Annotated in this window: 19 protein-coding genes; 5 read left to right on the top strand and 14 right to left on the bottom strand. The window is 65.0% G+C overall.

All coding sequences use genetic code 11. The features are described from left to right. From OUZ49_RS16550 to OUZ49_RS16510, 9 genes are all read right to left on the bottom strand, one after another. Entirely contained in the window at positions 1-3,096 is a 3,096-nt protein-coding gene (locus tag OUZ49_RS16550; RefSeq protein WP_266151673.1) for an efflux RND transporter permease subunit, read from the bottom strand. Beyond that, positions 3,089-4,210, bottom strand: coding sequence for an efflux RND transporter periplasmic adaptor subunit (locus tag OUZ49_RS16545; RefSeq protein WP_266151672.1), 1,122 nt, complete (start codon positions 4,208-4,210; stop codon positions 3,089-3,091). The genes OUZ49_RS16550 and OUZ49_RS16545 overlap by 8 nt, the downstream gene beginning before the upstream one ends. A 277-nt stretch (positions 4,211-4,487) precedes the next feature. Continuing rightward, positions 4,488-6,143 carry a Na/Pi cotransporter family protein gene (locus tag OUZ49_RS16540; protein ID WP_266151671.1) on the bottom strand — a complete coding sequence of 552 codons (1,656 nt, stop codon included), beginning with the start codon at positions 6,141-6,143 and terminating at the stop codon, positions 4,488-4,490. A 175-nt stretch (positions 6,144-6,318) separates the two neighbouring features. Then, a complete protein-coding gene (mgtA, locus tag OUZ49_RS16535) occupies positions 6,319-8,985 on the bottom strand; it encodes a magnesium-translocating P-type ATPase (protein ID WP_266151670.1) in 2,667 nt (888 codons plus the stop codon). Between the two features lie 169 nt (positions 8,986-9,154). Beyond that, positions 9,155-9,400 (bottom strand): hypothetical protein, encoded by a 246-nt coding sequence (locus tag OUZ49_RS16530; RefSeq protein WP_266151668.1) that lies wholly within the window; start codon positions 9,398-9,400, stop codon positions 9,155-9,157. 812 nt (positions 9,401-10,212) lie between these two features. Continuing rightward, the gene (gene cyoE / locus OUZ49_RS16525) at positions 10,213-11,118 is read right to left on the bottom strand and encodes a heme o synthase (RefSeq protein ID WP_266151667.1); all 906 of its coding nucleotides are present in this window, start codon (positions 11,116-11,118) and stop codon (positions 10,213-10,215) included. Positions 11,119-11,120: 2 nt separating this feature from the next. Further along, positions 11,121-12,287, bottom strand: coding sequence for a COX15/CtaA family protein (locus tag OUZ49_RS16520; protein ID WP_266151666.1), 1,167 nt, complete (start codon positions 12,285-12,287; stop codon positions 11,121-11,123). Beyond that, positions 12,287-12,853, bottom strand: coding sequence for a hypothetical protein (locus OUZ49_RS16515; protein ID WP_266151665.1), 567 nt, complete (start codon positions 12,851-12,853; stop codon positions 12,287-12,289). Before OUZ49_RS16515 ends, OUZ49_RS16520 begins: the two co-directional genes overlap by 1 nt. Continuing rightward, positions 12,850-13,590 (bottom strand): SURF1 family protein, encoded by a 741-nt coding sequence (locus tag OUZ49_RS16510; protein ID WP_266151664.1) that lies wholly within the window; start codon positions 13,588-13,590, stop codon positions 12,850-12,852. The genes OUZ49_RS16515 and OUZ49_RS16510 overlap by 4 nt, the downstream gene beginning before the upstream one ends. Before the next feature lie 59 nt (positions 13,591-13,649). Here OUZ49_RS16510 and OUZ49_RS16505 point away from each other — a divergent pair, with 59 nt between their 5' ends. Further along, a complete protein-coding gene (locus OUZ49_RS16505) occupies positions 13,650-13,865 on the top strand; it encodes a twin transmembrane helix small protein (protein ID WP_266151663.1) in 216 nt (71 codons plus the stop codon). Positions 13,866-14,179: 314 nt separating this feature from the next. Here OUZ49_RS16505 and OUZ49_RS16500 read toward each other — a convergent pair whose 3' ends face one another. The 5 genes from OUZ49_RS16500 to OUZ49_RS16480 all read right to left on the bottom strand — a co-directional run bounded on the left by OUZ49_RS16500 (position 14,180) and on the right by OUZ49_RS16480 (position 18,494). Further along, entirely contained in the window at positions 14,180-15,061 is an 882-nt protein-coding gene (locus OUZ49_RS16500; RefSeq protein ID WP_266151662.1) for a cytochrome c oxidase subunit 3, read from the bottom strand. 113 nt (positions 15,062-15,174) lie between these two features. Beyond that, complete coding sequence (locus OUZ49_RS16495; protein ID WP_266151661.1) at positions 15,175-15,306, bottom strand: hypothetical protein; 132 nt, start codon at positions 15,304-15,306, stop codon at positions 15,175-15,177. Between the two features lie 50 nt (positions 15,307-15,356). Next, the gene (gene ctaD / locus OUZ49_RS16490; RefSeq protein WP_380005241.1) at positions 15,357-16,973 is read right to left on the bottom strand and encodes a cytochrome c oxidase subunit I; all 1,617 of its coding nucleotides are present in this window, start codon (positions 16,971-16,973) and stop codon (positions 15,357-15,359) included. A gap of 49 nt (positions 16,974-17,022) precedes the next feature. Further along, positions 17,023-17,988 (bottom strand): cytochrome c oxidase subunit II, encoded by a 966-nt coding sequence (coxB, locus tag OUZ49_RS16485; RefSeq protein WP_266151660.1) that lies wholly within the window; start codon positions 17,986-17,988, stop codon positions 17,023-17,025. A gap of 20 nt (positions 17,989-18,008) precedes the next feature. Next, positions 18,009-18,494 carry a DUF2244 domain-containing protein gene (locus OUZ49_RS16480; protein WP_323134941.1) on the bottom strand — a complete coding sequence of 162 codons (486 nt, stop codon included), beginning with the start codon at positions 18,492-18,494 and terminating at the stop codon, positions 18,009-18,011. 417 nt (positions 18,495-18,911) lie between these two features. On the opposite strand from OUZ49_RS16480, the gene putA reads away from it, so the two are divergent. From putA to OUZ49_RS16460, 4 genes are all read left to right on the top strand, one after another. Further along, positions 18,912-22,067, top strand: coding sequence for a bifunctional proline dehydrogenase/L-glutamate gamma-semialdehyde dehydrogenase PutA (gene putA, locus OUZ49_RS16475; RefSeq protein ID WP_266151659.1), 3,156 nt, complete (start codon positions 18,912-18,914; stop codon positions 22,065-22,067). Positions 22,068-22,132: 65 nt separating this feature from the next. Further along, positions 22,133-22,861: a TlpA family protein disulfide reductase gene (locus OUZ49_RS16470; RefSeq protein ID WP_266151657.1), complete on the top strand. Its 729-nt coding sequence runs from the start codon at positions 22,133-22,135 to the stop codon at positions 22,859-22,861. 203 nt (positions 22,862-23,064) lie between these two features. After that, positions 23,065-24,147, top strand: a complete 1,083-nt coding sequence (locus OUZ49_RS16465; protein WP_266151656.1) for an AraC family transcriptional regulator — start codon at positions 23,065-23,067, stop codon at positions 24,145-24,147. Between the two features lie 242 nt (positions 24,148-24,389). Then, positions 24,390-26,501 carry a TonB-dependent siderophore receptor gene (locus tag OUZ49_RS16460; RefSeq protein ID WP_266151655.1) on the top strand — a complete coding sequence of 704 codons (2,112 nt, stop codon included), beginning with the start codon at positions 24,390-24,392 and terminating at the stop codon, positions 26,499-26,501. Positions 26,502-26,617 lie beyond the last annotated feature (116 nt).

Raw genomic sequence — 26,617 nt, 5'->3', positions numbered from 1 at the left:
TCAGACTCCCGTCGCCGGTGCGGCGCGACGCTTGTGCTTCTCGATGAAGCGCTCCACTCCGAAATAGAAACCGGGCAGGATATACAAGGTCAGCAAGGTGGCGATTGGCAGGCCGCCGACGACCACGGTGGCCAGGCCGCGCTGCACGTCCGTGCCAATGCCGGTGGCGAGTGCCGCCGGCAGCATGCCCACGCTGGCGACGGTGGCGGTCATCAGTACCGGCCGGAAGCGCTCCGTCGCACCGGCCAATACCGCCTCCTCCAACGGCAGCCCTTCCTTTCGAACGCGATTGATGTTCGACACCATGATGATGCCGTTCTGTACCGCCACGCCGAACAAGGCGATGAAGCCGACCGCCGTGGCGATGTTCAAGGTCTCGCCACGCAAATGCAGCGAGATCAGTCCGCCTACGGTCGCCAGCGGCACCACGGCCAGCACCAGGATCGCCTGGTGCAACTTGCCGAACTCGGCAAACAGCAGCACCGCCATGATCGCCAGCACCAGGCCCATCACCACGATCAGGCGTGCCTCGGCACGCTGCTGGTTCTCAAACGTGCCTGCCCATTCCAGGTGATAGTTCTGCTTGTCGAAATGGACCTTGGCGTCGATTTGCTTCTGCGCATCGGCGAGATACTCCGACAGCGCACGATCGCGGTTGTCGATGCGTATGGTCAGCTGGCGATGGGTCTGCTCGTGCGCAATCGTGCTTTCGCCCATGGCCAGGCCGATATGCGCCACCTGTTTCAGGGGCACCTGCGCACCGGTGGCCGAGGTGAGCGGCAACTGGCCGATCGCCTCGATATTGTTGGCCACCGCATTGGGCACCCGGGCCGTCACGTTGTAGATGCGGTCGGCCACATAGACCTGCGCGATCGGCGCGCCGCCGATAGCCGTCTGGATCAGGCCGCTGACATCGGCGATATTGATGCCATAACGTGCCGCCGCCTCGCGATCTGCCGTGATCGCCAGCTGGGGGATCGGCGGCTCCTGGAAGATCGATGCCTCGGCGGTGCCGCGCACGCCTTGCAGCACCTCCACGATCTCGCCGCCGATGCGGCGCAGCTCGCCGAAGTCATCGCCATAGATACGCAGCACCAGCGGGCTATGCGCCCCGCCGATCATGTCGTTCTCGCCATCCACGATCGGCTGGCTGATGCCCACGCTGATCCCCGGCATCTGCTGCATGCGCGCATTGAATCGACGCAGGAACTCCGCCTTGCTTTCGCCACTCGCCCAGCTGCTGTAGGGCTTGAGGCCCACGCCAGCCTCGACGTGCGACGGTGTCCACGGATCGGTGCCGGAATCGTTACGACCCAGCTGGGTCACTACATAGGAAACCTCGGGAAACTCGCGCACGGCACGGCGCAGATCGGCCGTCATCGCACTGGCCTTGTCCAGCGACAGGCCGGACGGCATCTGCACCTGCAGCCATAGCGCGCCTTCATCCAGCTCGGGCAGAAACTCGCGACCAATCGTTGCACCGAGGGCCAACACGCCCAGGAAGGTCACCCCGGCCGCGGTGTAGGCCACCGGCAGCTTGTGCAGCAGACGTCCGAGACTGGAACGGTAGGCCGCCTGCAGCTTCTCCAGCGGCTTGTTGTGGAAAATCTTGCGCGGCTTGCGCAGGGCGATATAGGCCAGGCCGGGCGTCAAGGTCACCGTGCACAGCAGGGCCGCCAGCAAGGCGTAACCCACGGTGAAGGCCATCGGGCGGAACAGCTTGCCCTCGGCATGTTCGAACGCGAACAGCGGCAGATAAGCGGTGATGATGATCAGGGTCGCAAAGAAGATCGAGCGGCCCACATGCTTGGTCACCGTCATTACATCGTCTTCGGTCAGCACCTCGTTGGGCTTTTCCTCACGACGCCGCAGGATCGCCTCGGTCACCACGATGGTGCCGTCCACGATCACGCCAAAGTCGATCGCACCAAGCGAGAACAGATTCGCCGGCATGTGGGTGAACTGCATCAGGATGAAGACCGTGACCAGCGACATCGGTATCGCGACCGCCGCCACCAGGGCCGAACGCGGACTGCCCAGGAACAGGATCAGCACGATGCAGACCAGGCCCACGCCTTCCATCACGGTGCGGAAGACTTTTTCCTTGGTCGCATTGACCAGGTCGTCGCGATCGATATACGGGACGATCTGCACGTCCTGCGCGGCGAGGCGCTGGTTGAGCTGATCGACGGTGGCGTGGATGCCCTCCAGCACGCGCGAGGGATTCTCGTACTTCAGCAGGTCGACGATGCCTTCGATGGTGTCGGGATTGTTGTTCTTGCCGAGAATGCCCTGGCGCACCTGATGGCCATAGCGCAGCTTGCCGAGATCGCGCACCAGTACCGGCACGCCATTGCTCTGGGTGACCACGATGTCGCCGAGCTCCTGCAGCGTATGCACCATGCCGATGCCGCGCACGATGTACGACTGCTCGCCACGGGTAATGCGGCTGCCGCCCGCATTGGAGGTATTGGCGGAGATCGCACTGCTGACCTGGTTCACGCTGACGCCGAAGCGCAGCAGCTGGGCCGGGTCCAGCTCCAGCTGGAATTCCTTGGTGAAGCCGCCGAAGATATCGACATTGGCCACACCTGGAACCTTCTCCAGTGCAGGAATAACGACCCAGGTCTGCAGCTCCGACAGCTGCATCAGATTCTTGCTCTTGGACTCCAGCGTATAGCGGTAGATTTCGCCGGCAGGGCCGGAAACCGCATCCAGACCGGGCGTCACGCCGGCAGGCAGGGTGACCTGACTCACCCGCTCCATGATGCGCTGGCGCGACCAGTAGTCCTCCGCCCCATCCTTGAACACCATGGTGATCAGCGACAGGCCAAAGGTGCTGCTGGAACGCATGCTGACCAGGCCGGGCGTACCGGCAAGGCCACGCTCCAGCGGCGTGGTGATCTGCTGCTCGATTTCCTCGGCGGCCAGGCCGGGCACCTGGGTGGTGACCTGGGCGGTGACATCGCTCAGCTCGGGATACGCCTCGATCGCCAGCTGGGTCCAGGAGTAATAGCCGAAGCACGCGACGAGGATCGTCACGACGAAGAACAACATCCGCTTCTGGAAGCAGAACTGGAAGATCGCGTTAATCATTGAGCAGGACTCCGCCCCGCACGATCACGCGGTCGCCGGCCTTCAGGCCCCGGGTCACGCGCGCGCCTGCCGTCTCCGAATAGCTCAGCTCGACGGTGCGGCGTTCAAACGCCCACGGCGACACTTCCACGAACACGCTGATGTTGTCGTTGTTCATCAGCAAGGCCGTTTCCGGCACGATCACCTGCGGTGGCTGCGGAATATGGAAGCTCGCGTTCGCGAACATGTTCGGCTTCAGCCGTCCCTCCGGATTGGCCACCGCGACACGCACCATGCTGCGGCGGGTATCCGCTTGCAGCACGGGACTGACGAAACTTACCTTGCCGTGTACCACCTCGTCCGGATAGGCGGACAGCGTGGCATCGACGTCCTGCCCCTTGGCGACCTGGCCGACCGCACTCTCCGGCACATTGGCGGTGATCCACACCGTATCGAGATTGGCGATGGACATCAGGGCCGCGGTGGCGTCGTTGACATACATGCCCGGCGACACCGACAACGCGGTGATGTAACCACTGACCGGCGCGATGACCTGCATCGACTTCGCCACATGCGAACCCGCGCCACCCAGGGCCGCCAGGCGCGTCTGTGCGCGACCGGCTTCCGCCAGCGCCTGGTTGTAGCCACTTTGCGCGGCCTGCAGATCCTTCACGGCGTTGCCGCCCGCTTGCTGCACGCCACGCGCACGCTCCAGGCTCTTCCTGGCCAGGTCGAGTGCATCATTGGCCTTGTCGACGTCGGCATAGGCCTGGGCCAGATCGCCCGAATCGATCACCGCCAGCAGTTGGCCACGGGTGACGTGATCGCCCAGGCCGACCTTCAGCTCGACCACCTTGCCTGTCACCGCCGGCAGGACATTGGCCTGATGCGCCGGATCGACCTCGACTTGGGCCGGGAACGTCATGGCGTGCGGCATCTCGCGCATCTCGACGGCCTGGACGATCAGCTCGGAGCGCAGCGGGGACTTTTCCGGAATCCGCAGCACGCCGTGATCCGCAATCACGTGGGGCGCCGGCGTCGCTTCATTCGAGGAGTGCGAGCAGGCGGCCAGGCTCAGCGCCATGGCGAGCGCGGCAGGCAGGCAGGACAGGTGTTTGGTGGTAAGAAAGGACATGACGTTCCCCTTGCGGGATGGAAACTCGAGCGAAAGCACCGCGATCACCAAGACCACAGAGCAGAGTTTTACGACAAGGGGAAGACAAGGGCGGAGAAATAGCCCGAGTTGCCCCGGTTCGCGGTCAGGGCCGTCGTCGGCTACCGCATCCGGGGATGCCCTTCAGAGTGAAGAGCACGCGATGGCGGTATCAGTACGGCGTATGCGGAATCGACGGATCGCTTGAAGGACTAGGGTCCAAGGTCGGGTTTCTCCTCTATCGGTACTTGGTCGTTGGTCACGCCGCGCCAGGGCTCACCGGCTCGCGCACCAGGCGGTCCTGCAACAGGCCGGCGCGTTGCAGCGGCAGATAGGCCAGCGCGGCCAGGTGCGAATGCACGCGCTTGAGGTCGCGCAGGATGCGCAGGTAGACGTCGCCGCCACCGGCGTCGCGGCGCTCACGCAGCGCGCGCACGTGCCGGTCGGACGCTTCATTCTCCAGGCGCCACAGCACTTCCTTGCGCGAGATCAATTGCTGCGCCGCGCGCAGGTCGCCACGCAGGAACACGGTGAGGCCGAGGCGCAGGCTCTCCATCACCTGTGCATGCATGGCCGCAAGGTCCTGGATGTCGTCGGCGGAGAAGTCCTGCCCGCTCTGCGCCTTCTTGGCGGCAAACTCCATCAGGTTGTTCGCGGTGATGTCGCCGATGTGCTCGATGTTGATGACGAAGGCGTGGATCTCCTGGCTGCGCTCGCCATCCTCTTCATTCAAGGCTTCGCCGCCGAGATCGGTCAGGTATTCGCGGATGGCCACGCCGAGACGATCCAACGACGTGTCCATGCGACTGATCGACGCCGCGCGCGCACGGTCGTCCTTGCCGAATACCTCGACCAACCCCTTCAGCATGTCTTCGACCATGTCGGCCATGCGCATGGATTCGCGCACGGCGTTGGCCAGGGCCACATTGGCCGAATCGAGTGCGCCTACATCGAGATACTGCGGCACGCCCGGATCATTGGGCTGCGGCGGCTCCGGCAGCAGTCGCACCAGCAAGCGGGCGAGGCTCTGCACCGGCACGATGAAGATCAGCGCCAACGCCAGATTGAAGGCCGTGTGGAAATTCACCACGATGCGCGCCGGCGACGCGCCCAGCGGCGCCAGCCAGTGCGCCAGCAACGGCAGCAGCGGCAGGCAGACGACGCAACCAAACGCGCGCACCATCAGATTACCCATCGGCAAGCGACGGGCCACCGGCGTATGGGCTTCCAGCAAGGCCGGAATGGTGCCACCCAAGTTCGCGCCGAGCACCAAGGCCAGGGCGCCCGGCGCGTCGATCACGCCGGCGCTGGCCAACGACACGATCAACAACACCACCGCCACGCTCGAATGACAGGCCCAGGTAAGCAAGGCCGCGACCAGCATGGCGAGCACCGGCTCGCTGGCCAGGCTCTGCAGGATCGCATGCAGCACCTGCGCGTTTTCCACCGGCGCCATCGCGATCACCAGCAGATGCAGCGCGAGCAGCATCAGGCCCAGGCCGATCGCGACCCGCCCGATATTCTCGTAACTCACATCGTCGCTGCGGCGATGGATGGTGAAACCGATCAGGATCAGCACCGGCGCCACGATCGAGATGTCGAACGACATCACCTGCACGATCAGGGTCGTACCCACGTTGGCGCCCAGCATCACGGCCAGGCCCGGCGCCAGGCCCAGGAAGCCGCTGGCGGCAAACGAGGTGGCCATCAGTCCCGTCGCGGTGCTGCTCTGCAGGATCGCGGTGACGCACACGCCAAAGCCGAACGCCGCCGGACGATGGCCCAGGTAGCGCCCCATCCAGCGACGCAGCGCACTGCCATAGCCACGCAGCACGCCGCTGGTGACCATGTGCGTGCCCCACAGCAGCAGGGCCACGTAACCGGCAATGTCGAGTAGAGCGAAGGTGCCTTTCATGGCGTGGCCTCCCTGATGCAAATCGAACGCGCGTCGCGCTCGCCCCTCCCTCGACGGGAGAAGAGGTGATCATTCACGGGCACCGATGCAGGTGCCCTCGTCGTGTGCGGCAAAGCAACGCAGCAAGCCATGAAACGCTTGCCTTACGCTTTCGCCCTCTGCAAAAGCGGCAACGTCACAACCAGCGTCCGTAGCGGCGGATATAGACCAGCTTCATCAACTGCGTCAGCACGCAGTAAGTCAACACGGTCAGCACCAGCCAGCCGAAGTACACGCCGGGCAAGGCCACCATGCCGATCTTCGCGCCCAGGCTGGTATAGGGCACCAGCATGCCGATGATGATGATCGCGGTGGTCAAGGCCAGCACCGGCGCCGCCGCCACGCTCTGCAGGAACGGAATCCGGCGGGTACGGATCATGTGCACGATCAGCGTCTGCGTCAGCAGGCTCTCGATGAACCAGCCGGACTGGAAGAACGCCTGGTGTTCCGTCGAATTCGCGCCGAACACGTACCACAGCAGCAGGAAGGTGGTGACGTCGAAGATCGAGCTGACCGGGCCGATCCACACCATGAAACGGCCGATGTCGCTGGCGTCCCACTTGCGCGGCTTGCGCAGGTATTCGTCGTCCATGCGATCGAACGGAATCGACAGCTGCGAGATGTCGTACAGCAGGTTCAGCACCAGGATCTGCAGCGGCAGCATCGGCAGGAACGGCAGGAACGCGCTGGCGATCAGTACCGAGAACATGTTGCCGAAATTGGAGCTGGCGGTCATCTTGATGTACTTGATGATGTTGCCGAAGGTGATGCGACCCTCGATCACCCCCTCTTCCAGCACCATCAAGTTCTTTTCCAACAGGATGATGTCGGCCGACTCCTTGGCGATGTCGGTGGCGGTATCCACCGAGATGCCCACGTCTGCCTCGCGCAGTGCCGGCGCATCGTTGATGCCATCGCCGAGGAAGCCCACGGTATGGCCCTGGCGCTGCAGCGACTTCACCACGCGCGCCTTCTGCAGCGGCGACATCTTGGCGAACACCGTGGTGCGCTTGACCAATTCGTCCAGCGCCTCGTCGTCGAGCGGCTCGATGTGCTTGCCCTGGGCGGAATGCTCCACATCCAGGCCCACTTCGCGGCAGATCTTGCGCGTCACCGCCTCGTTGTCGCCGGTGATCACCTTCACTTCGACGCCGTGGTGATGCAGCGCCGCGATGGCGGTGGCTGCCGTGTCCTTCGGCGGATCGAGGAAGGCCAGGCAACCGATTGCGATGAGGTTGCTCTCGTCGGCCACGCCATAAGCGCGGCCTGCCGGCGGCTGGCGCTTGATCGCCACCACCAGCACGCGCAGGCCGTCCTCGTTGAGTCCGCGCGTCATCGCCTTGATGTCGGCGCGCTGCTCGTCGCTCATCGGCAGGATCTCGTCGCCGGCCTTGGCGTAGGCACAGATCGACAGCATCTCCTCGACGGCGCCCTTGCACACCAGCAACTCGTTGCCGTCGCCATTGCCCAGCACCACCGACATGCGGCGACGCTGGAAGTCGAACGGGATCTCGTCGACGATGCGGTAATGCGTGGCGGTTTCTTCAAGATCCCGATGGGACAGCACCGCCTTGTCCATCAGGTTCTTCAGGCCGGTCTGGAAACGGCTGTTGAGATAGCCGTATTCCAGCGCCTCGTCGGACTCCTCGCCGTACAGGTCCAGGTGGCGCTCCAGCACGATCTTGTCCAGCGTCAGCGTGCCGGTCTTGTCCGTGCACAGCACGTCCATGGCGCCGAAGTTCTGGATCGCGTTGAGGCGCTTCACCACCACCTTGCGCTTGGACATCGCCAGCGCGCCCTTGGCCAGGTTCGCGGTGACGATCAGCGGCAGCATTTCCGGGGTCAGGCCCACCGCCACCGACAGCGCAAACGTAAACGCCTGCAGCCAGTCGTGCTTGTCCAGACCGTTGATCAGGAAAACGATCGGCACCATCACCGCCATGAAGCGGATCAGCAGCCAGCTGACGCTGTTCACGCCGCGATCGAAACTGGTCTGCACGCGCTGGCCGACGATGGTGCGCGCGATCGAGCCCAGGTAGGTGCGCGAACCGGTCGCCACCACCACCGCCGTGGCGGTACCGCTGACCACGTTGGTGCCCATGTAGCACACGGTTGGCAGATCCAGCGGATTGTCGGCCGCGCCGGCATGCAGTTCGTCGGACGCCTGCGCATGCGCCGGCGCCGACTTTTCCACCGGCAGGGATTCGCCGGTCAGGATGGCCTGGCTGATAAACAGATCCTTGGCCGAAACCAGGCGCAGGTCGGCAGGCACCATGTCGCCTGCCGCCAGATGCACGATATCGCCCGCGACCAGCTCGCCCACCGGCACTTCGATGCGCTCGCTATGCCCGTCCGAGGCGCGGCGCGTCACCGTGGCGGTGTTGCGCACCATCGCCTTGAGGTTCTCGGCGGCCCTGGACGATCGGTATTCCTGGGTGAAGCTCAGCAGCACGCTGATGCCCACCATCACGGCGATGATGATCGGCCCGGTCAGGTCGCTGGCATCGGTAAACAGCTGAACCGCCGCCAGCACCAGCAGCACGATGATGAACGGGTTCTTGAACGCACGCAGCAGCTGCACCGACCAATGCGGGGGCTTCTCGTGCGAAACCTCGTTGAGGCCGTCCCGATCCAGGCGCTCGCCGATCTGTTCCTCGTTGAGACCGGCAGCGCTGGTATCCAGCGCTGCGTACAGGGCCTCGTTATGGCGGAACGCTTCCTGCGCGACGGCCACGCGCACCGGCGCGGCGGCGCTCTTGCCCGCCGGCTTGCCGGTGACGGTCTGGGTGGAGTGCTTGAACATGACTCGCTTCCGTGAAATCGGTGACATGTGATGCGGACCAGCGAGCCGGCGGGGTTACCCCGCGCGTGACGCCAATGCCTGCGCTACGACCTTCGTCGCCATCGAGACCACGGGACTGGCGGAGGCCAGCCCTTGCGCAGGACATCGATGCGAGCCGACGACGGCTTCATCAGTGACTGGATACCAGCTGTAGATGACGGTGCGCTTGCGGCGGCACATGTTCTTGCCAACGGGCGACGGGGCGACCGCGGGAAGCGTCGGCTTTCCAACGCATGTCGATGACGACCGGAGCCGCTGCCTCATGCAGCGGCGCAGGGACGGTGATCGTCCAGGAACGGCGGGATTCTGCCCCACGGCCGGCCAGCAACTGGCGTCCCGCGGTGCGCAGACGAAAGAAATCGCGAAGGAGCTTCATGGGCCCATCTCCTCGTAACGGCGCCGACGGCGCCATCAGAGGTGGGCCGGACTTCCCTAGTCTAGGAAAGCGCCAGCCGACCGCAGGCGGTCGCCGCAGGCAATCAACTTGTTTTGCAATGCCGGCACCCGATGCTCGCGGATGTCGACGTTGCGACTAGGGTAAACGTCCATATGCCTTTGTTTGGTAGGACAGAGGCCCACAGGGCGCCATGGCGCCGGGGGGCTCGCGTATTGTCTTGCTGCGGTGCGCAAGTGTCAACCCGATGACAGCGCGTTTGGGAACGAAAGTTGCTGCGCGTGAAGCGGGTGTGCATGGTGCACACGGTGGGGCTGCGTTGATGGGAGATTTCGCCGGTTTGGCGCCTCTACTCCTTCTCCCCTCCGGGGAGAAGGCTGGGATGATGGGTGGGTGCTCGCGGCAGCGCTACAACCGAGCCATGTCGCGAGCTCAGATGCGACAAGACAGCAAACCAACGCTTTAAGCCCTCTCCGCCTCGGCGCGTTGCGGTGTAGCCGCTGTGTGGCGGCCGTGGGCCGCCACCTTTCCGGCTGGCCACACCCGTCAGGCTCGCATCCAGCGTAATGCTATGAGCTCTTCAGGCCATTTTCTTTGGGTTACTTTTCTTTTGGGCCAGCAAAAGAAAAGTGACCCGGACCGCGGCAGCGGTTCGGAACGCCCGCTGCGTAAGCGGCAAGCTGGCGATATCGCTTGGTTTTAGCGCTATCGCAAGCACCCGCCCCTCATCCCAGCGTTCTCCCCAAGGGGGAGAAGGAGCCACAGCGCGCCGGCAGTCAGCGACCGCCAGTGGGCTAAGCCGCCTTCTGCAACACCATCCCCTGCTGCAGCAAGGGCTCCATCACCCAATGGTCCACCAGCAGGAAAGCAAACAGCGCCATCAGGTACACGATGGAATAGTTGAACACCTTCATCGCGAAAAACTCGTCCGGCGGATTCAACAGGCGCACGGCGTAATACAGAAAGCCTGCGCCGAGCACCACCGCGCCGCCCAGATAGACCATGCCGCTGTAACCCGTCAGCGCCGGCAGCAAGGTCACCAGCACCAGCAGGATCGTGTAGAACAGCACGTGCCAGCGGGTGAACACCACGCCATGCGTGACCGGCAGCATCGGCACCTGGGCGCGCGAGTAATCGTCGCGACGGAAGATCGCCAGCGCCCAGAAATGCGGCGGCGTCCACACGAAGATGATCAGGCACAGCTGCAAGGCGAACGGATGCAGCGCTCCGGTCACCGCGGTCCAGCCAAGCACCGGCGGAATCGCGCCGGCGAGGCCACCGATCACGATGTTCTGCGGCGTGGCGCGCTTGAGATACGCGGTGTAGATGACGGCGTAGCCGATCAAACCACCGAACGTCAGCAGCGCGGTAAGCGGATTGACCAGGAACACCAGGATCAACATGGACACCACGCCGAGCGTCAGCGCAAAGGCCAGCACCTGGCGCGGCGTGAGATGGCCGGTGGCCAAAGGACGATGCGCCGTGCGCGCCATCAGCTTGTCGATGCGCTGATCAATCAGGTGATTGAACGCGGCGGCCGAGCCGGACGCCATCCAGATACCCAGGGTGCCGAACACCAGGGCGCGCCACGGCGGAATGCCGGGCACGGCCAGGAACATGCCGATGACAGCGCAGAACACCAGCAGTGCGACGACGCGCGGCTTGGTGAGTTCCAGATACTCGTGGAAACGGCTGCTCATCGTCAGTGGTGTCCAAAGGAAAAATGCAAAGTGTCGTCATGCCGACGCTGCGTGCGCGCCAGCGTGGCCAGCAAGGTGAACAGCAACAGCGCCGCGACGCCATTGTGCAACGTGGCCACCGGCAGCGGCAGGCCAAAATGCACGTTGCTGATGCCGAGCAGGACCTGGGTGACCAGGACCACGGCAATCGCCAGGCCCTGCCCGCGCAGACCGCGGCGCGACACGCGATGCGACAGCCACGCGAGATAGCAGAACACCACCAGGGCGCCGATGCGATGCGCGATCTGGATCGCGCTGCGCGCCGCCATGTCGAGCACGCCGCCTTCGTAGTTCACGCCGATGCCGCGCCACAACACGAAGCCTTCGCGGAAATCGGTGGGCGGTGCCCACTGGCCGAGACACTTGGGGAAATCGGTGCCGCAGGCCAGCGCCGCGTAGTTCGAGGAGGTCCAGCCACCCAAGGCGATCTGCGCCAACAGCAGCACGATGCCCAGCACGACCGCCTTGCGCACGCCCGTATAGCGCTCGTCGTTGACGCCTACACCGCCGAAACGAAGCGCCGCATAAGCGAGCAGCGCGAAGGTGGTAATGCCGCCCATCAGGTGACCCATCACCACGATCGGCTTGAGCAGCAAGGTCACCGTCCACATCCCGAGCATGGCCTGGAAGATGACCACGGCGAGCGCCAGCACGCTGATGCGCCAGGCCCCGGGCCGCTTCAGCCCGATCGCTGCGAGCAGCGGCAAGCCGATGGCGAAACACGACAACACCAAGGACCAGTGGTGTTCGTTTCGCATGTACAGCGTCACGCCGGCCGCAGCGAAGATGGCGCCCACGATCACCGCATAGCGCGTCCACGCGCGGCGCCAGCTGGCGATCAGGGCCAGGGCGAATACCAGGGTTCCCAGCGTGCCGGCGAGGAAGCGATGCACCTGCTCGCGCCAGGCCTTGTTCGTTTCGAACGGGCGATCCGGGAACGCCGCATTGGCCTGCACGATCTCATGCGCGTGTTCCGGCCAGCTCGCCTTGCCATAGCAGGTCGGCCAGTCCGGACACGACAGACCGGCATTGGACAAGCGCACGAACGCACCAAACATCACCACGCCAAACGCGAACACGGCAGCGAGCAGGGCCAGGCCGCGCAGGATTCTCAAGGAACGGGAAGCCATCAGCGGATAACCTTCTGCAGGTCCTTGCGCAAGCCGGTGGGATCGAAGCCGGCGGGATAGAGCGACAAGGCGGTGCCGTCGGACTCCACCAGCAACGCCGCCACGCTGTCGGGCGTGCTGGGACGGAACGGTGCCAACTGGTCCTTGCTGTCCTGGCCCAGCTGCCAGTAGCTGCTCATGCCGTTACTGGCCGCATCGGCCGGGGGTTTGCCCACGTAGAGCAGGCGCAGGCGCGGCGCGTTCTGGTTGAGCGTGATGCGCGCGGCAGCCATCTTGGTCAGCACGTCCAGACACTGGGCGGCGCAGTCGGGTCCGGCCAGGGCAACCAGGGTCAGCTGCGGTTCGTCCGCGCGCCATGCCCAGGGCTGGCCATTGGCCATGGTCACCTGCAACTGCTCGCTGGCGAAGTTGCGCTGCGGTTCGATCGGCAGGCCATTGGCCTTGCCGTTGGGCTGCCAGCCGATCACGGTGAGCACGCCGGCCGCCACCATGGGCGCGGCGAACACCAGCATGATCAACAGCAGTTTCAGTCGACTCGCGCGCAGGGCGGGATCAGGCTTGTTCATGACTTGTCCGACGGTTTCGTGGGGCGGCGGCGGTGCAGCACCAGCAGGATCACCACCGCCGCCACGGCAAAGGTGAACCATTGGAAGGCATAGGCACGATGCCGGGCTGGCGGCATCGAGGAGAAATCGAGCAGGTGCTCGCGCACAAAGATCGCGGCCGGATCCGCATCCAGCGCCAGCACCTGCGGGTATAGCTGGGCGCCCAAATCGGTCGCGACCTGGGACAGGTTGAGGTAGATCGTGGTCTTGGGCCAGTGCGCCTGGCGCGCCAGCGCATCACCGCCCATCTCGAAGCCGACGCCCGGCGGCGGCAGGTACAGGCCCTGCAGGGTTTGCTCGCCCACCGGCAGCGCCGGCAACTGCGGCGCCTGGTCGGTACCGTTGCCAGGGAGGAAGCCCAGGTCGACCAGCAGCACGCGTTCGCCATCACGCGGACGGAAAGGCGCATAGACTTCCACCCCCCCGCGCTGGTCGTGCTTCGGGTTGTCGAGCAGGTAGGCGCGATCGGCGAGGTACTCGCCCTGCACATGGACTCGCGCAAAGGCGTTCGCCGGCGGCGTCAGGGCCACGGCGGCAAAGTCGCGCAGCGGCGCCGCATCCGCCGCGGCATACCGTCGCAGAAGCTCGTCCTTTTCGTCCGCACGATGCAGCTGCCACACGCCTAAGCGTATGAACAACAAGGCGCCGGCCGCCGTGAGCAGCAGCGCGAACCAGGATGGGCGGCGCAACCACTTCACGCGGAGGCACCGCATGCGGCCGCTATACTGCGGATGTCTAAGGCGTTCGGACCTATCACGTGGAAACCATCTACAAATATGCGCTGGTGATCCTGCTGTTGGTGGTGCTGTTCAATCTCGGTCAGGCCCTGTTCTTCATGATGACCGACAAGGACGGCAGCAAGCGCACGGTGTGGGCGTTGACCCGCCGCATCGGCTTGTCGGTGCTGCTCATCCTGATGGTCGTGTTCGGCATCTGGATGGGCTGGATACACCCGCACGGCGTGGGTCAGTAATTGTAGCGCCCCGCTGCCGCCAGCGCTTCGCGTGCGACACCCTGTTGGAAGAAAGGCCCGCCCTGGCGGGCCTTTGCTTTTCTCTTTTTTGTAGGAGCGCACCCTGTGCGCGATCGCGGCGTCACCGCTCCGTTGGCTTTTCACTCGGGCCATCCTTGGCCCTCGCCCTTCGGGCAGCTTGCGCTGTGCAAAGCGGCAGTCCTGCCGCTTTGTCGCGCACAGGGTGTGCTCCTACAGAAGGGGCCCCGTGGGCCATGGTTTCCCACAAAAAAGCCCGCCTTCCGGCGGGCTTTTTGCTGTGACGCCGAGGCGCCTCAGAGGATGTAGACGAACATGAACAGGCCCAGCCACACCACGTCGACGAAGTGCCAGTACCAGGCCACCGCCTCGAAGCCGAAGTGGTGATCCTTGCTGAAATGGCCTCGGGCCACGCGCAGCCAGATGATCGCCAGCATGATCGTACCCAGCGTCACGTGCATGCCGTGGAAGCCGGTGAGCATGAAGAAGGTCGAGCCGTAGACGCCGCTGTGCAGGGTCAGGTTGAGCTCGCGGTAGGCCTCCATGTACTCGTGCGCCTGGAAGTACAGGAAGGTGGCGCCCAGCAGCACGGTAAGGCCGAGGAACAGCAGGATCTTGCCGCGATGGCCGACCTTCAGCGCGTGGTGCGCAATCGTCACCGTGACGCTGGAGCTGAGCAGGATCAGCGTGTTGAGCAGCGGCAGGCCCCACGGAGCCACCGTCTGGAAGTCACCGCCGACATGGCCCGGGCCGGTGTTGGTGCCCCAGGCCGCGGTGTAGTCGTTCCACAGGAACTGGTGGGTCAGCACGCCGTGGCCTTCACCGCCCAGCCACGGCACCGCGAACATGCGGGCATAGAACAGCGCACCGAAGAAGGCGCCGAAGAACATTACTTCGGAGAAGATGAACCACATCATGCCCATGCGGAACGAGCGGTCCACCTGGCTGTTGTAGTTGCCGGCCAGGGATTCGCGGATCACCGAGCGGAACCAGCCGAAGAACATCAGCAGGATGCCGACGAAGCCGATCGTCAGCATGGTCTTGCCGAAGCCGGCCTCACCCGGAGGTGCGTTCAGCCAGTGCGCGGCACCGAACACGGTGACGAACATGACGACCGCGGCCACGATCGGCCAATAACTCTTGGCCGGTACGAAATAAGCGTCTTGCTGATGACCCATGGTGAGACCCCGTGGATTTCTCTTGTTTACTTCCGCCCCCGCCGAAGTGCGCGGGGAACTTCAACCCGGAACGCCTCACCGGCGCCACGGAGGAATAACGATTGCGGTAACGCTTACGAGTAATGCAGCCCTTGCAGGATCGAGAGCAGGAACAGCGCCACGGCGATCGCACCCACCACCAGGGCCGTGCGCCGCACGCCCTTCTGGCGCGCTTCCTTGATCAGATCGTTCGACAGCTGATTCATCTAATGCGTTTTCCGCCCGCCCCGGCCAAGGCCGGAGCGGTAGTCATGGATCAATCTTCGACGTGACCGTGAGCCAGCTCGTGATCGTGGATCACCGGCGGCACATCGAAGGTGTGGTACGGCGCCGGCGACGGCACGGTCCACTCCAGGCCCTTGGCGCCTTCCCATACACGGTCGGCGGCCTTCTTCTTGGAGAACCACACCGCGTGGACGAGCACGCCGAGGAAGATCAGCTGCGAGGCGCCGAACAGGAAGCCGCCGATGGAGCTGATCATGTTGAAGTTGGCGAACGCGACGTTGTAATCCGGAATGCGGCGCGGCATGCCGGCCAGGCCCAGGAAGTGCTGCGGGAAGAACAACACGTTCACCCAGATCACGCTGTTCCAGAAATGGATCTTGCCCCACGTCTCCGAGTACATGTGGCCGGTCCACTTCGGCAGCCAGTAGTACGTCGCGGCGATGATGGCGAAGATCGCACCGGTCACCAGCACGTAGTGGAAGTGCGCCACCACGAAGTAGGTGTCGTGGTACTGGAAGTCGGCCGGAGCCAGCGCCAGCATCAGGCCGGAGAAGCCGCCGATGGTGAACAGGATCACGAAGGCGATCGCGAACAGCATCGGGGTCTCGAAGGTCATCGAGCCGCCCCACATGGTGCTGACCCAGTTGAACACCTTCACGCCCGTCGGCACCGCGATCAGCATCGTCGCGTACATGAAGAAGATCTCGCCGCCCAGCGGCAGACCCACGGCGAACATGTGGTGCGCCCACACGATGAACGACAGGAAGGCGATCGAGGCAATCGCGAACACCATCGCCTTGTAGCCGAAGATCGGCTTGCGCGCGAAGGTCGGGATGATCTCCGAGACCAGGCCAAAGGCCGGCAGGATCATGATGTAGACCTCGGGGTGACCGAAGAACCAGAAGATGTGCTGGAACAGCACCGGGTCACCGCCGCCGGCGGCATTGAAGAAGTTGGTGCCGAAGTACTTGTCGGTGAGCAGCATGGTCACCGCACCGGCCAGCACCGGCATCACCGCGATCAGCAGGAACGCCGTGATCAGCCAGCTCCACACGAACACCGGCATCTTCAGCAGGTCCATGCCCGGCGCGCGCATGTTCAGAATGGTCGCGATGATGTTGATCGCGCCCATGATCGAGCTGATGCCCATCAAGTGCACCGCGAACACCACGTAGGCGGTCGAGCTGCCCTGCAGCGACAGCGGCGGGTACATGGTCCAGCCACCGGCGGGGCCACCGCCCGGCAGGAACAGGGTGGACAGCAGCAGCGCGAACGCGAACGGCAGAATCCAGAACGACAGGTTGTTCATGCGCGGCAACGCCATGTCCGGCGCACCGACCATCAGCGGGATCATCCAGTTGCCGAGGCCCACGAAGGCCGGCATGACCGCGCCGAAGATCATGACCAGCGCATGCATCGTGGTCATTTCATTGAAGAAGTACGGCTGCACCAGCTGCAGGCCGGGCTTGAACAGTTCGGCGCGGATCACCATGGCGAAGCTGCCGCCGATGAAGAACATCAGCAGCGAGAAAACCAGGTACAGGGTGCCGATGTCCTTGTGGTTCGTGGACATGCACCAGCGCACGAAGAAGTTCTTCGGGGCGCCGTGATGATCGTCGTGGTGGTCGTGAGTGGCTGCGTGAGCCATGGCCTTGCACCTCTACCTAAATGCGGAAACGGTTAAGCGGGCTGACGAATCAGCCCTGGTGGCCCTGGGCAACAGGTGCGTCGGGTGCAATCTGCGCCGTGCTCGGCGCGGCCGCGGTCGAGGCGGCGGCCGGAGCCGCCGGCGCCGGCTGCTTGGCCTGCGCCTCCTTGTCGGCCAGCCACTTCTCGAACTCTTCCTTCGGCAGGGCCTTCACCACGATCGGCATGAAGCCGTGGTCCTGGCCGCACAGCTCGGCGCACTGGCCACGGTAGACGCCCGGCTCGGTGATATTGGTCCAGGCCGCATTGACGATGCCCGGGATGGCGTCCATCTTCCAGCCCAGCGCCGGCACCCACCACGAGTGGATCACGTCACCGGCGGTGATCACGAAGCGGATCTTGACGCCGACCGGCACCACCAGCGGCTCATCCACATTGATGAGGTAGGTGTTGTATCCGTCCACCTTCACCGCGTTCGGATCGAGGCCCGAATTCAGCTGGCGGGTCTCGTCGCTCTCGCGATCCAGCTTGGACATGAAGCCGACCTTGTCGATCGCCTTGCCCTGGTAGTCGACGTAGTCGTAGCGCCACTTCCACTGGTAGCCGGTGACCTTCACGGTCATCTGCGAGCCGGTGGTGTCGGAGAACGTGCGCAGGCCGCCGGTGGCCAGGTAGGCCAGCACGATCAGGATGACCACCGGGATGGTGGTCCAGATGATCTCGAGCGTGGTGTTGTGCGACCACTTCTCGGCCACCGCGCCGCGCGATTTGCGGAAGCGGAACATGGCGATGAACATCGCGCCGAACACCAGGATGCCGATGACGACGCAAACACCGAGCGCGACGTTATTGAGGAAGTACGGAACGGGAGACCACGTGGACGCGCCACGCGTCATGTTCAACTGGCCCGGCTGCGGATTGGCCATCGCCACACCACCGAACATTGCAAGGGCGATGAGTGCGCATGCCGCGACTACTCGCTTGGTACTGCCAGGCCTGATGCCGCCAGATGTCATGTCTTGCACCTTTGTTGAACCTACCTGCGCTGCGGATCGTTGATAGCGGCCAGCAACACCTTGAGTTTCCTTGACAGTTCGGCGCGCTCCTCATCGGCGAGGAAGGCCCCGATCTCCAGTTCCTGCCCATGCGACGTCAGCAGCAGACGAGCTCTCCCCTTGCCGGTGCGCAACTGCACGCGTACCCAGTAAGTCTGGAAACGCGCACTGCGCCGACCTGGCAGGGATTGCACCTCCAGCGACGATTCGTCGAGGGTGATGCGCTCGCTGCGGTCGCCGGCTCGCCAGGCCACGCCCAAGGCGAAAGCCACAGCAAAGGACTCGACCAGGGCAAACAGCGGAGCGAACACATTCCCCTGCCACGCGCCCAACCCGGCCGTCGTCAACGCCAGCGCCACCAATACCCCGATCACACGACGCAAGTCACGGCGACTCAGGGCGCGATTGGGCTTAAGCCACATCGTCGCGCACGGCAAGCCGGCCGCTGCTGGTCGAAGCACGATCATGGGGATCCGGCGTGCCTGGAACGCAGGAATGATAGGCCGCGATGGCCTCGATGGGCAAGAATGCCGCACCCACTTGATTTGAAGCAGGCATGAATAGCGCTAGTGGGTTGTTGAGTCTCGCTTTCCTGTTGCGTGATCGAGGCTGAGCATGGAGCAGCGGGGGTGCGACGCTCACACGGAACACGCGCAAGCGGTGACCCGGCGCACGTCCCTACGCCGCAACCCGCATCCAAGTCCACGCCAAATCATCTGCCTGCGCGCTTTTGTCGCAGCCTGCTCGCCCCCATGTGAACTGCGGCGCCTGTGCATGCCTATTAAAAGGTGTCGTGCGCTGCAACACGCCGTACGGATGCGTGCGCCGCCACCCCCGCGTACAATCCCGCGATTCCCCACCCCGCATTCCTTGGCTACGCCTCTGTGACCCAGCCCATACTCAGCCCCGAACTTCCGACTGGCGTCGAGCCGGCCCGCGCCCGCATCACCGCGGCCTGGCTGCGTGACGAGACCGAAGCGGTCAATGACCTGCTGGCGCAGGCCACCTTGCCGCCGGTGGAACGCGAAAAGGTGATCGACCTGGCCGCCGACCTGGTGTCCCGCGTGCGATTGCGCGCCAAGGACCAGAGCGCCGTCGAATCCTTCATGCGCCAGTACGACCTGTCGTCGGAAGAAGGCGTGCTGCTGATGTGCGTGGCCGAAGCCCTGCTGCGCATCCCCGACAAGGCCACCGCGGACAAGCTGATCCGCGACAAGCTGGGCGATGCGAACTGGAAGAAGCACCTCGGCCAGAGCGAGTCGCTGTTCGTCAACGTGTCGACCTGGGGCCTGATGCTCACCGGCAAGCTGGTGACGCTGTCGGAGGAAACCCGCCACGACTTCACCGGCGCGCTGCGTCGCCTGGTCGGCCGCGCGGGCGAGCCGGCGATTCGTCTCGCCGTGCGCCAGGCCATGCGCATCATGGGCCACCAGTTCGTGATGGGTCGCACCATCGGCGAGGCGCTGGATCGTTGCGCGCAGAAGGAATATGCGGTGTATCGCTATTCCTACGACATGCTCGGCGAGTCGGCGCTCACCAGCGAAACCGCCGAGCGCTATCAGCAGGATTACCGCAACGCCATCGCCGCCATCGGCGCGCGCGGTCCGTTCGCCAACCACACCGACGCACCGTCGATCTCGGTGAAGCTGTCGGCCCTGCATCCGCGCTACGAAGTGGCCAAGCGCGAAATCGCCCGCCGCGACCTCAGCGCCAAGCTGCTGGAGCTGTCGCAGCTGGCGATGAAGCACGGCATCGCGCTGTCGGTCGACGCCGAGGAAGCCGAGCGCCTGGAGCTGTCGCTGGACATCATCGGCGACGTGTTCGCGCATCCCTCGCTGCAGGGCTGGAATGGCCTGGGTATCGTGGTGCAGGCGTATGCGAAGCGCACCCCGTTCGTGATCGACTGGCTGATCGAAACCGCGCGCGCCAGCGGCCGCCGCTGGTACGTGCGCCTGGTCAAGGGCGCGTACTGGGATGCCGAGGTCAAGCGTGCGCAGGAAAACGGCCTGGCCGGTTATCCGGTGTATACGCGCAAGCCGAACACCGACGTCTCCTACCTGGCCTGCGCACGCAAGCTGTTCGATGCGGGCGTGGAACTGATCTACCCGCAGTTCGCCACGCACAACGCGCACACCATCGCCGCCGTGCATCATGTGGCGCAGGGTCGTCCGTACGAATACCAGCGCCTGCACGGCATGGGCACTGATCTCTACGCCGAGGTGATCGGCAAGCAGAACCTCAACGTGCCCTGCCGCGTGTACGCGCCGGTCGGCACGCATGAGGACCTGCTGCCCTACCTCGTGCGCCGCCTGCTCGAGAACGGCGCCAACACCAGCTTCGTCAACCGCGTGGTCGACGAAAGCCTGCCGGTGCGCGAACTGGTCGCCGATCCCTGCGAGACCGTGCGCGGCTTCGCCTCCATCCCCCACCCGCGCATTCCGCTGCCGGTGAATCTCTACGGTGAACTTCGGAAGAATTCCATGGGCGTCAACTTCTCCAACGACAACGAACTGAAGGCCCTCGCCGAGGCGATCCAGAGCAAGACCGGTCCGTGGACCGCCGAGCCGCTGGTGCCGGGCGCCAAGAGCAACGGCGCCACCGTGCAGGTGACCAATCCCGCCGATCGTCGCCAGGTCGTCGGCAGCTATGTCAGCGCCGACAGCGCCACGGTCGAAAAGGCGCTGGCCAATGCCGTCGCCGCCCAGCACAACTGGGATCGCCTGCCCGCCGCCAGCCGTGCGGCCATCCTCGAGCACGCGGCCGAGCAGCTCGAAGCGCGTCGCGGCGAGTTCATCGCGCTGTGCGTGCGCGAAGCGGGCAAGAGCCTGCCCGACGCCATCGCCGAAATCCGCGAGGCGGCTGACTTCCTGCGTTACTACGCGACCATGGCGCGCCGCCTGTTCGGTCATCCGGAACAGCTGCCTGGCCCCACCGGCGAGAGCAACCAGCTGTTCTTGAACGGCCGCGGCGTGTTCGTCTGCATCAGCCCCTGGAACTTCCCGCTGGCGATCTTCCTGGGCCAGGTCAGCGCCGCGCTGGCTGCCGGCAATGCCGTCATTGCCAAGCCAGCCGAACAGACCAGCTTGATCGGCTACGTCGCCGTGAAGCTGTTGCAGGAAGCCGGCGTGCCGGCCGAGGTGCTGCAGTTCCTGCCGGGCGATGGCGCCACCGTCGGTGCCGCGCTCACCCGCGATCCGCGCGTATCTGGCGTGGCCTTTACCGGCTCCACCGAAACCGCCTGGGCGATCAACCGCGCGCTCGCCGCCCGCAATGCGCCGATCGCCGCCCTGGTCGCCGAAACCGGTGGCCAGAACGCGATGATCGCCGACTCCTCGGCCCTGCCCGAGCAGATCGTCAAGGACGTGGTCGCCTCTGCGTTCCAGTCCGCCGGACAGCGTTGCTCGGCCGCGCGCGTGCTGTACGTTCAGGAAGACATCGCCGACAAGGTCTGCGCGATGCTGGCCGGCGCCATGGGTGAGCTGAAGGTCGGCGACCCGGGCCAGCTGTCCACCGACGTGGGTCCGGTGATCGACGAGGACGCCAAGAAGATCCTGGTCGACCATGCCGCGCGCATGGACAAGGAAGCGAAAAAGATCGGCGAAGTGAAGCTCGACCCGGCCACCACCAGCAACGGCACCTTCTTCGCCCCGCGCGCCTACGAAATCCCCTCGCTGGCCACGCTGACCCGCGAAATCTTCGGCCCGGTGCTGCATGTGATCCGCTGGAAGGGCGACGAGCTGGCCAAGGTGGTCGACGAGATCAACGCCACCGGCTATGGCCTCACGCTCGGCATCCACAGCCGCATCGACGACACCGTCGAGTACATCCAGAGCCGCGCCCGCGTGGGCAACTGCTACGTCAACCGCAACCAGATCGGTGCGGTGGTCGGCGTGCAGCCATTCGGTGGCGAAGGCCTGTCCGGCACCGGCCCCAAGGCCGGCGGTCCGCACTACCTGCTGCGTTTCGCCGGCGAGCGCACGCTCACCATCAACACCACCGCAGCCGGCGGCAATGCATCGCTGCTGACCATCGGCGAGTAAGCCACGACCACGGGCCGGTGCACAGGCGCCGGCCCGTCATCGACGACGGAGCGCTGGAGAGTCCCTTGCGACGTGCATCGCCACTGCTCGGATGGATGTTACTGGCGGCGTTGTGCAACACCTCGCTGCATGCCGCGCAGACGCGCGACGAGCAAAGCCTGATCGCATCGCTGCAATTGGGTGCATCACCCACCGTGCGCTATCTCGATCAAGCTGGCGTATCCATCAACTACGCCGCGTTCACCCGCCTGCTTGGCGACGGCAAGACCTTCAGCAGCACCAAGGACAGCCAGGCTGGCGCCGCCATGCTGCGCATCCAGACACCCGGGCAGCCCGCTCGATTCGCGTTCAAGCGCGGCGATGCGTTTCCGCCGTTCGAGCTGCCGGCGCTGCAAGGTGGCACGCAACGACTAGGCTCCTACCAGGGCCGCTATACGCTGATCAGTTTCTTCTTCGCCGACTGCGCACCATGCATCGCCGAAGTGCCGACGCTCAGTGCCTTTGCGCGCCAGCACGGCGACATGAACTTTGTCGCCATCACTTATGAGGACGCGGACACGGCGCGTCGGTTCGCCGGCAGCCGCGGCTTCGCCTGGCCCATCCTCCACGGCGGCCAGGCATTGATCGACACGCTCGGCGTCAGCACCTACCCCACCTTGATGTTGCTGGACCCCAGCGGCCACGTCGCCGGCGTCGCCATCGGCATGAGCCTGCGCGATGACGAGGCGAAGCGGCTGGCGGATCTGAACCGGTGGATCGAACGATGGCAGACCGCGACACCCGTACCCCGCTAGGCGCGGCGGTGTGGGTGGTATTCCATAGGGCGTCGGCTCGATCAGCGCTTGCCCGGCAGCGCACGGCGGCCCGGCCGTTGCACCGGGGGTTCTCCCGCCAGGATGCGGCCGTTGGTGCATTGCGTAAAGCGGTAGGGTCGCTCCGCATGATATAGATCAAGTCGGCGTCGGGCTTATCCGGCGTCAGGGGCTGGAGTAAGCAGATGACGTCCGTTGCGGCCATGGCCGGTCAAGCAACCGAGGACTCCACGGGTACGCCAGCGGGCGCCGACCCGCGCTATACCGCGGCCGAAACCCCACCGAACATCCTCGTCCATCTCACCCAGCTGGCGCTTTCGCGCGGCCTTTCCTGCGATGCCTGGTTCACCGGTTCCGGGCTGCGCCGCGACCAGCTGAACGACCCCACCCTGCGCGTGTCCTATCGACAGGCCCAGATGGTGATACGTCGCGCCTTGCAGGCAACGGGCGAGCCGGGACTGGGGCTCGAGGTCGGCCAGGGCGAGACGCTGGGCAGCTTCGGCTTGCTCGGTCTGGCCATGATGACGTCGCCCACGTTTGGCGATGCCATGACCGCGGGCATCACGCACCATCGGGTCAGCGGCAGCCTGCTCGATGTCAGCTTCGAAGTCGCCGGCCCGCGCGAGGTGGCCCTGGCCGCCTGGCCACGCTTCAACGATCCGCCCTTGCTGCCGTTCCTGTGCGAGGAGTTGTTCTCCAGCGCTCTGGCCATCGCGCGCCAGCTGGTGGGCAGCGACTTCCGGCCATCCCGGCTCGAGGTGACCTACGCCAGGCCCGCGCATGTCCAGGCCTATGCTGATTACTTCCAGTGCGAACTGGTGTTCGGCGCGCGCCTCAACCGCGTCGTGCTCGACGCGCAATGGCTGGGGCATCCACTGCCCTCGCACAACCCGTTGACGGCGCAGCAGGCCCTCGCGCTGTGCACGCAACAGCACGGTGTCGGTGGCATGCAACAGGAGGTCGTCGTCTCAGTCGAGCGCCTGCTGCGTAGCCACCTGCGCCAGCAGCCGCGGCTGCCGGATGTGGCCCGCATGCTCAATATGAGCGAGCGCTCGCTGCGCCGCCGGCTGGCCGAAGGCGGCCGCATTTTCCGCGAGATCCATGATCGTGTCCGCGCCGAGCGGGCACTGGAACTGTTGCATGGCGGTGCGCTGAGCGTGGCGGAAATCGGCCTCGAGATCGGTTTCAGCGATCCACGCGAATTCCGCCGTGCGTTCAAGCGCTGGACCGGCATGCCGCCGCGCAGCGCCCGCCAGCAGGCGGCCTGAGCGCCAGGCAGGACTGTCCGTGCCGGAGACATGCCTTCAGGCGCCGGCTCCCAACCGCACCCAGCTCATCCGGGCGCTCGGCATCGGGCGCCAGGGCTTGCCCTAACACGGCCAGCCGGCCCATGCCTTGATCAAAAAACTTGAACTAATAATGCGAATCACTATCATTTAACCATCCGCCGTCAGAGCGGGTGGCGCTGGTACGGGCCACAACCCCTTCCTTTCTGCCCAGGTTGCCCCGTATGTCTGCCACCTATCCCAGAAGTGCGCTTCTGGTCGCGATGTCGCTTGCCCTCGCCGGCCCGGCCTTCGCAGCCGAGCAAACCGACAGCACCAACGCCCAGCAAACGACCACCACCAGCCAAGACGGCAAAGACAGCGTCGCCCTCGAGGCTGTCAATGTCGTCTACTCGACCACCAAGACCGAAACGCCGACCGTCGACATTCCCCAGTCGGTCAGCATCATCACCCCCGAGCGCATGCAGTTGTACGGCGTGCAGGGCCTGGACGAGGCCGTGCGCTACCTGGCCGGCGCGGTGGGCGGCAGCTATGGCGCCGATCCGCGCAGTGACTGGATCCTCATCCGCGGCTACGACCCGGCCAAGTTCCTGGACGGTCTGGCACTGCCCAATGGCGTGTGGACCGCCGACTCGCGCATCGAGCCGTACGGCCTGGAGCGCGTCGAAGTGAACAAGGGCCCGACCTCGGTGATGTACGGCCAGATGCCGCCGGGCGGCATGATCGACATGACCAGCAAGCGCCCCAGCCTGGAGGCGCCGCAGGAGATCGAGGCGACCGTGGGCAGCTTTCGCCAGCGCCAGCTGGCCGGCGATACCGGCGGCCAGCTCGACAGCGACGGCCACTGGCTGTGGCGCGTGGTGGCGCTCGCCCGCAAGGGCGACTCCAACATCGAGCACTCGCAGGACGATCGCTACTACTTCGCCCCCAGCCTCACCTGGAAGCCGGACGACGACACCTCGCTGACCTTGCTGGCGCGCTACCAGCGCAGCCTGTCCAGCGGCGTGGGCGGCTTCCTGCCCTCGCAGGGCACGCTTTACCCCAATCCAAACGGCCAGATCCCGCGCGACGTCAATACCGGCGAGCCCGACTACGACTACTACCACAAGACCGACGCGTCGCTCGGCTACGAATTCACCCACCGCTTCAACGAGGTGTGGTCGGTGCGCCAGGACCTGCGCGTGCAGAACGAAACGGTGGATCACCGTTCGATCGGCAGCCTGGGTCTGCAGGACGACTTGCGCACGCTCAACCGCTACAACTATCCGCTGGTGGACGAGGCGCATGTGGTTGCCGTGGACAACCAGGCCGAGGCGAAATTCGCCCAGGGCGACGTGCAGCACACGGTGCTGATGGGCGTGGACTACCTGCACAGCACGAACGACTACAAGTCCGGCTTCGGCGCCGCGCCGCCCATCGATATCTTCGATCCGGTCTACGGCGCGCCGATTACCCCGACGCCGTACACCTTCCACACGCATAGCGTGCTCGAACAACTCGGCGCCTACGTACAGGACCAGATCAACTGGGGCCGCTGGGGCCTCGTCGCCAGCGGACGCAACGACTGGGTGACCAACAAGGTCGACGACCAGATCGCCAACACCCAGGACAAGCAGAACGACAGCGCCTTCTCCGGTCGCCTCGGCCTCAACTACACCACCGACATCGGCCTGGTGCCGTATATCGCCTATTCGCATTCGTTCATGACCACGGTGGGCCAGACCTTCGAAGGCAACGCGTTCAAGCCGACCACCGGCGACCAGTACGAAGGCGGCGTGAAATACCAGACGCCCTCGGGGCGCACGCTGATCACGGCTGCGGTGTACCAGCTGACGCTGAAGAATTCGCTCACCGTCGATCCCGAGCACCTGTTCTTCTCGCTGCAGCAGGGCCAGACCCGCACCCGTGGCGCCGAACTGGAAGCAAATGTCGCGCTGACCGACTACTTGAGCATGACGGCCGCCTACGCCTATACCGATGCCAAGGTCACGCGCGCCAACGATGCCACCCTGGGCAAGCAGGTCGCCCTGGTGCCCAAGCAGCAGGCCTCGGTCTCGGCCGATTACAACGTGCATACCGGCGTGTTGGCCGGCCTCGGCTTCGGCGGCGGCGTGCGCTACATCGGCGCGCACTACGGCGACGCGAACAACCAGTTCCGCACCGGCGGCTATGTGCTGTACGACGCCAATGCCCACTACGACCTGCGGAACTGGCGCTTCCAGGTCACCGCCGCCAACCTGTTCGACCGGACCTACGTCAGCGCCTGCAACAGCGCGATCTGGTGCTATTACGGCTATCCGCGCGAAATCACCGTATCGGCGCGTTACCGCTGGTAAACCGCTTGCCCAGGCGCGACCCGACTCCTCCGGACTGACCGTCGCGGTCATCCGGGGGAGCGACGCTGGCCGAATTGCCCCCCTTCACCGCTGCTACGCCCCTCCCCGCCGCCAGC

Origin of the sequence: Dyella halodurans (genome assembly GCF_026283925.1) — a bacterium.
GTDB classification, from domain to species: Bacteria; Pseudomonadota; Gammaproteobacteria; order Xanthomonadales; family Rhodanobacteraceae; genus Dyella; species Dyella halodurans.
The sequence above is the reverse complement of the archived record's forward strand: the minus strand, read 5'-3'. Positions and strand labels throughout refer to the sequence as shown.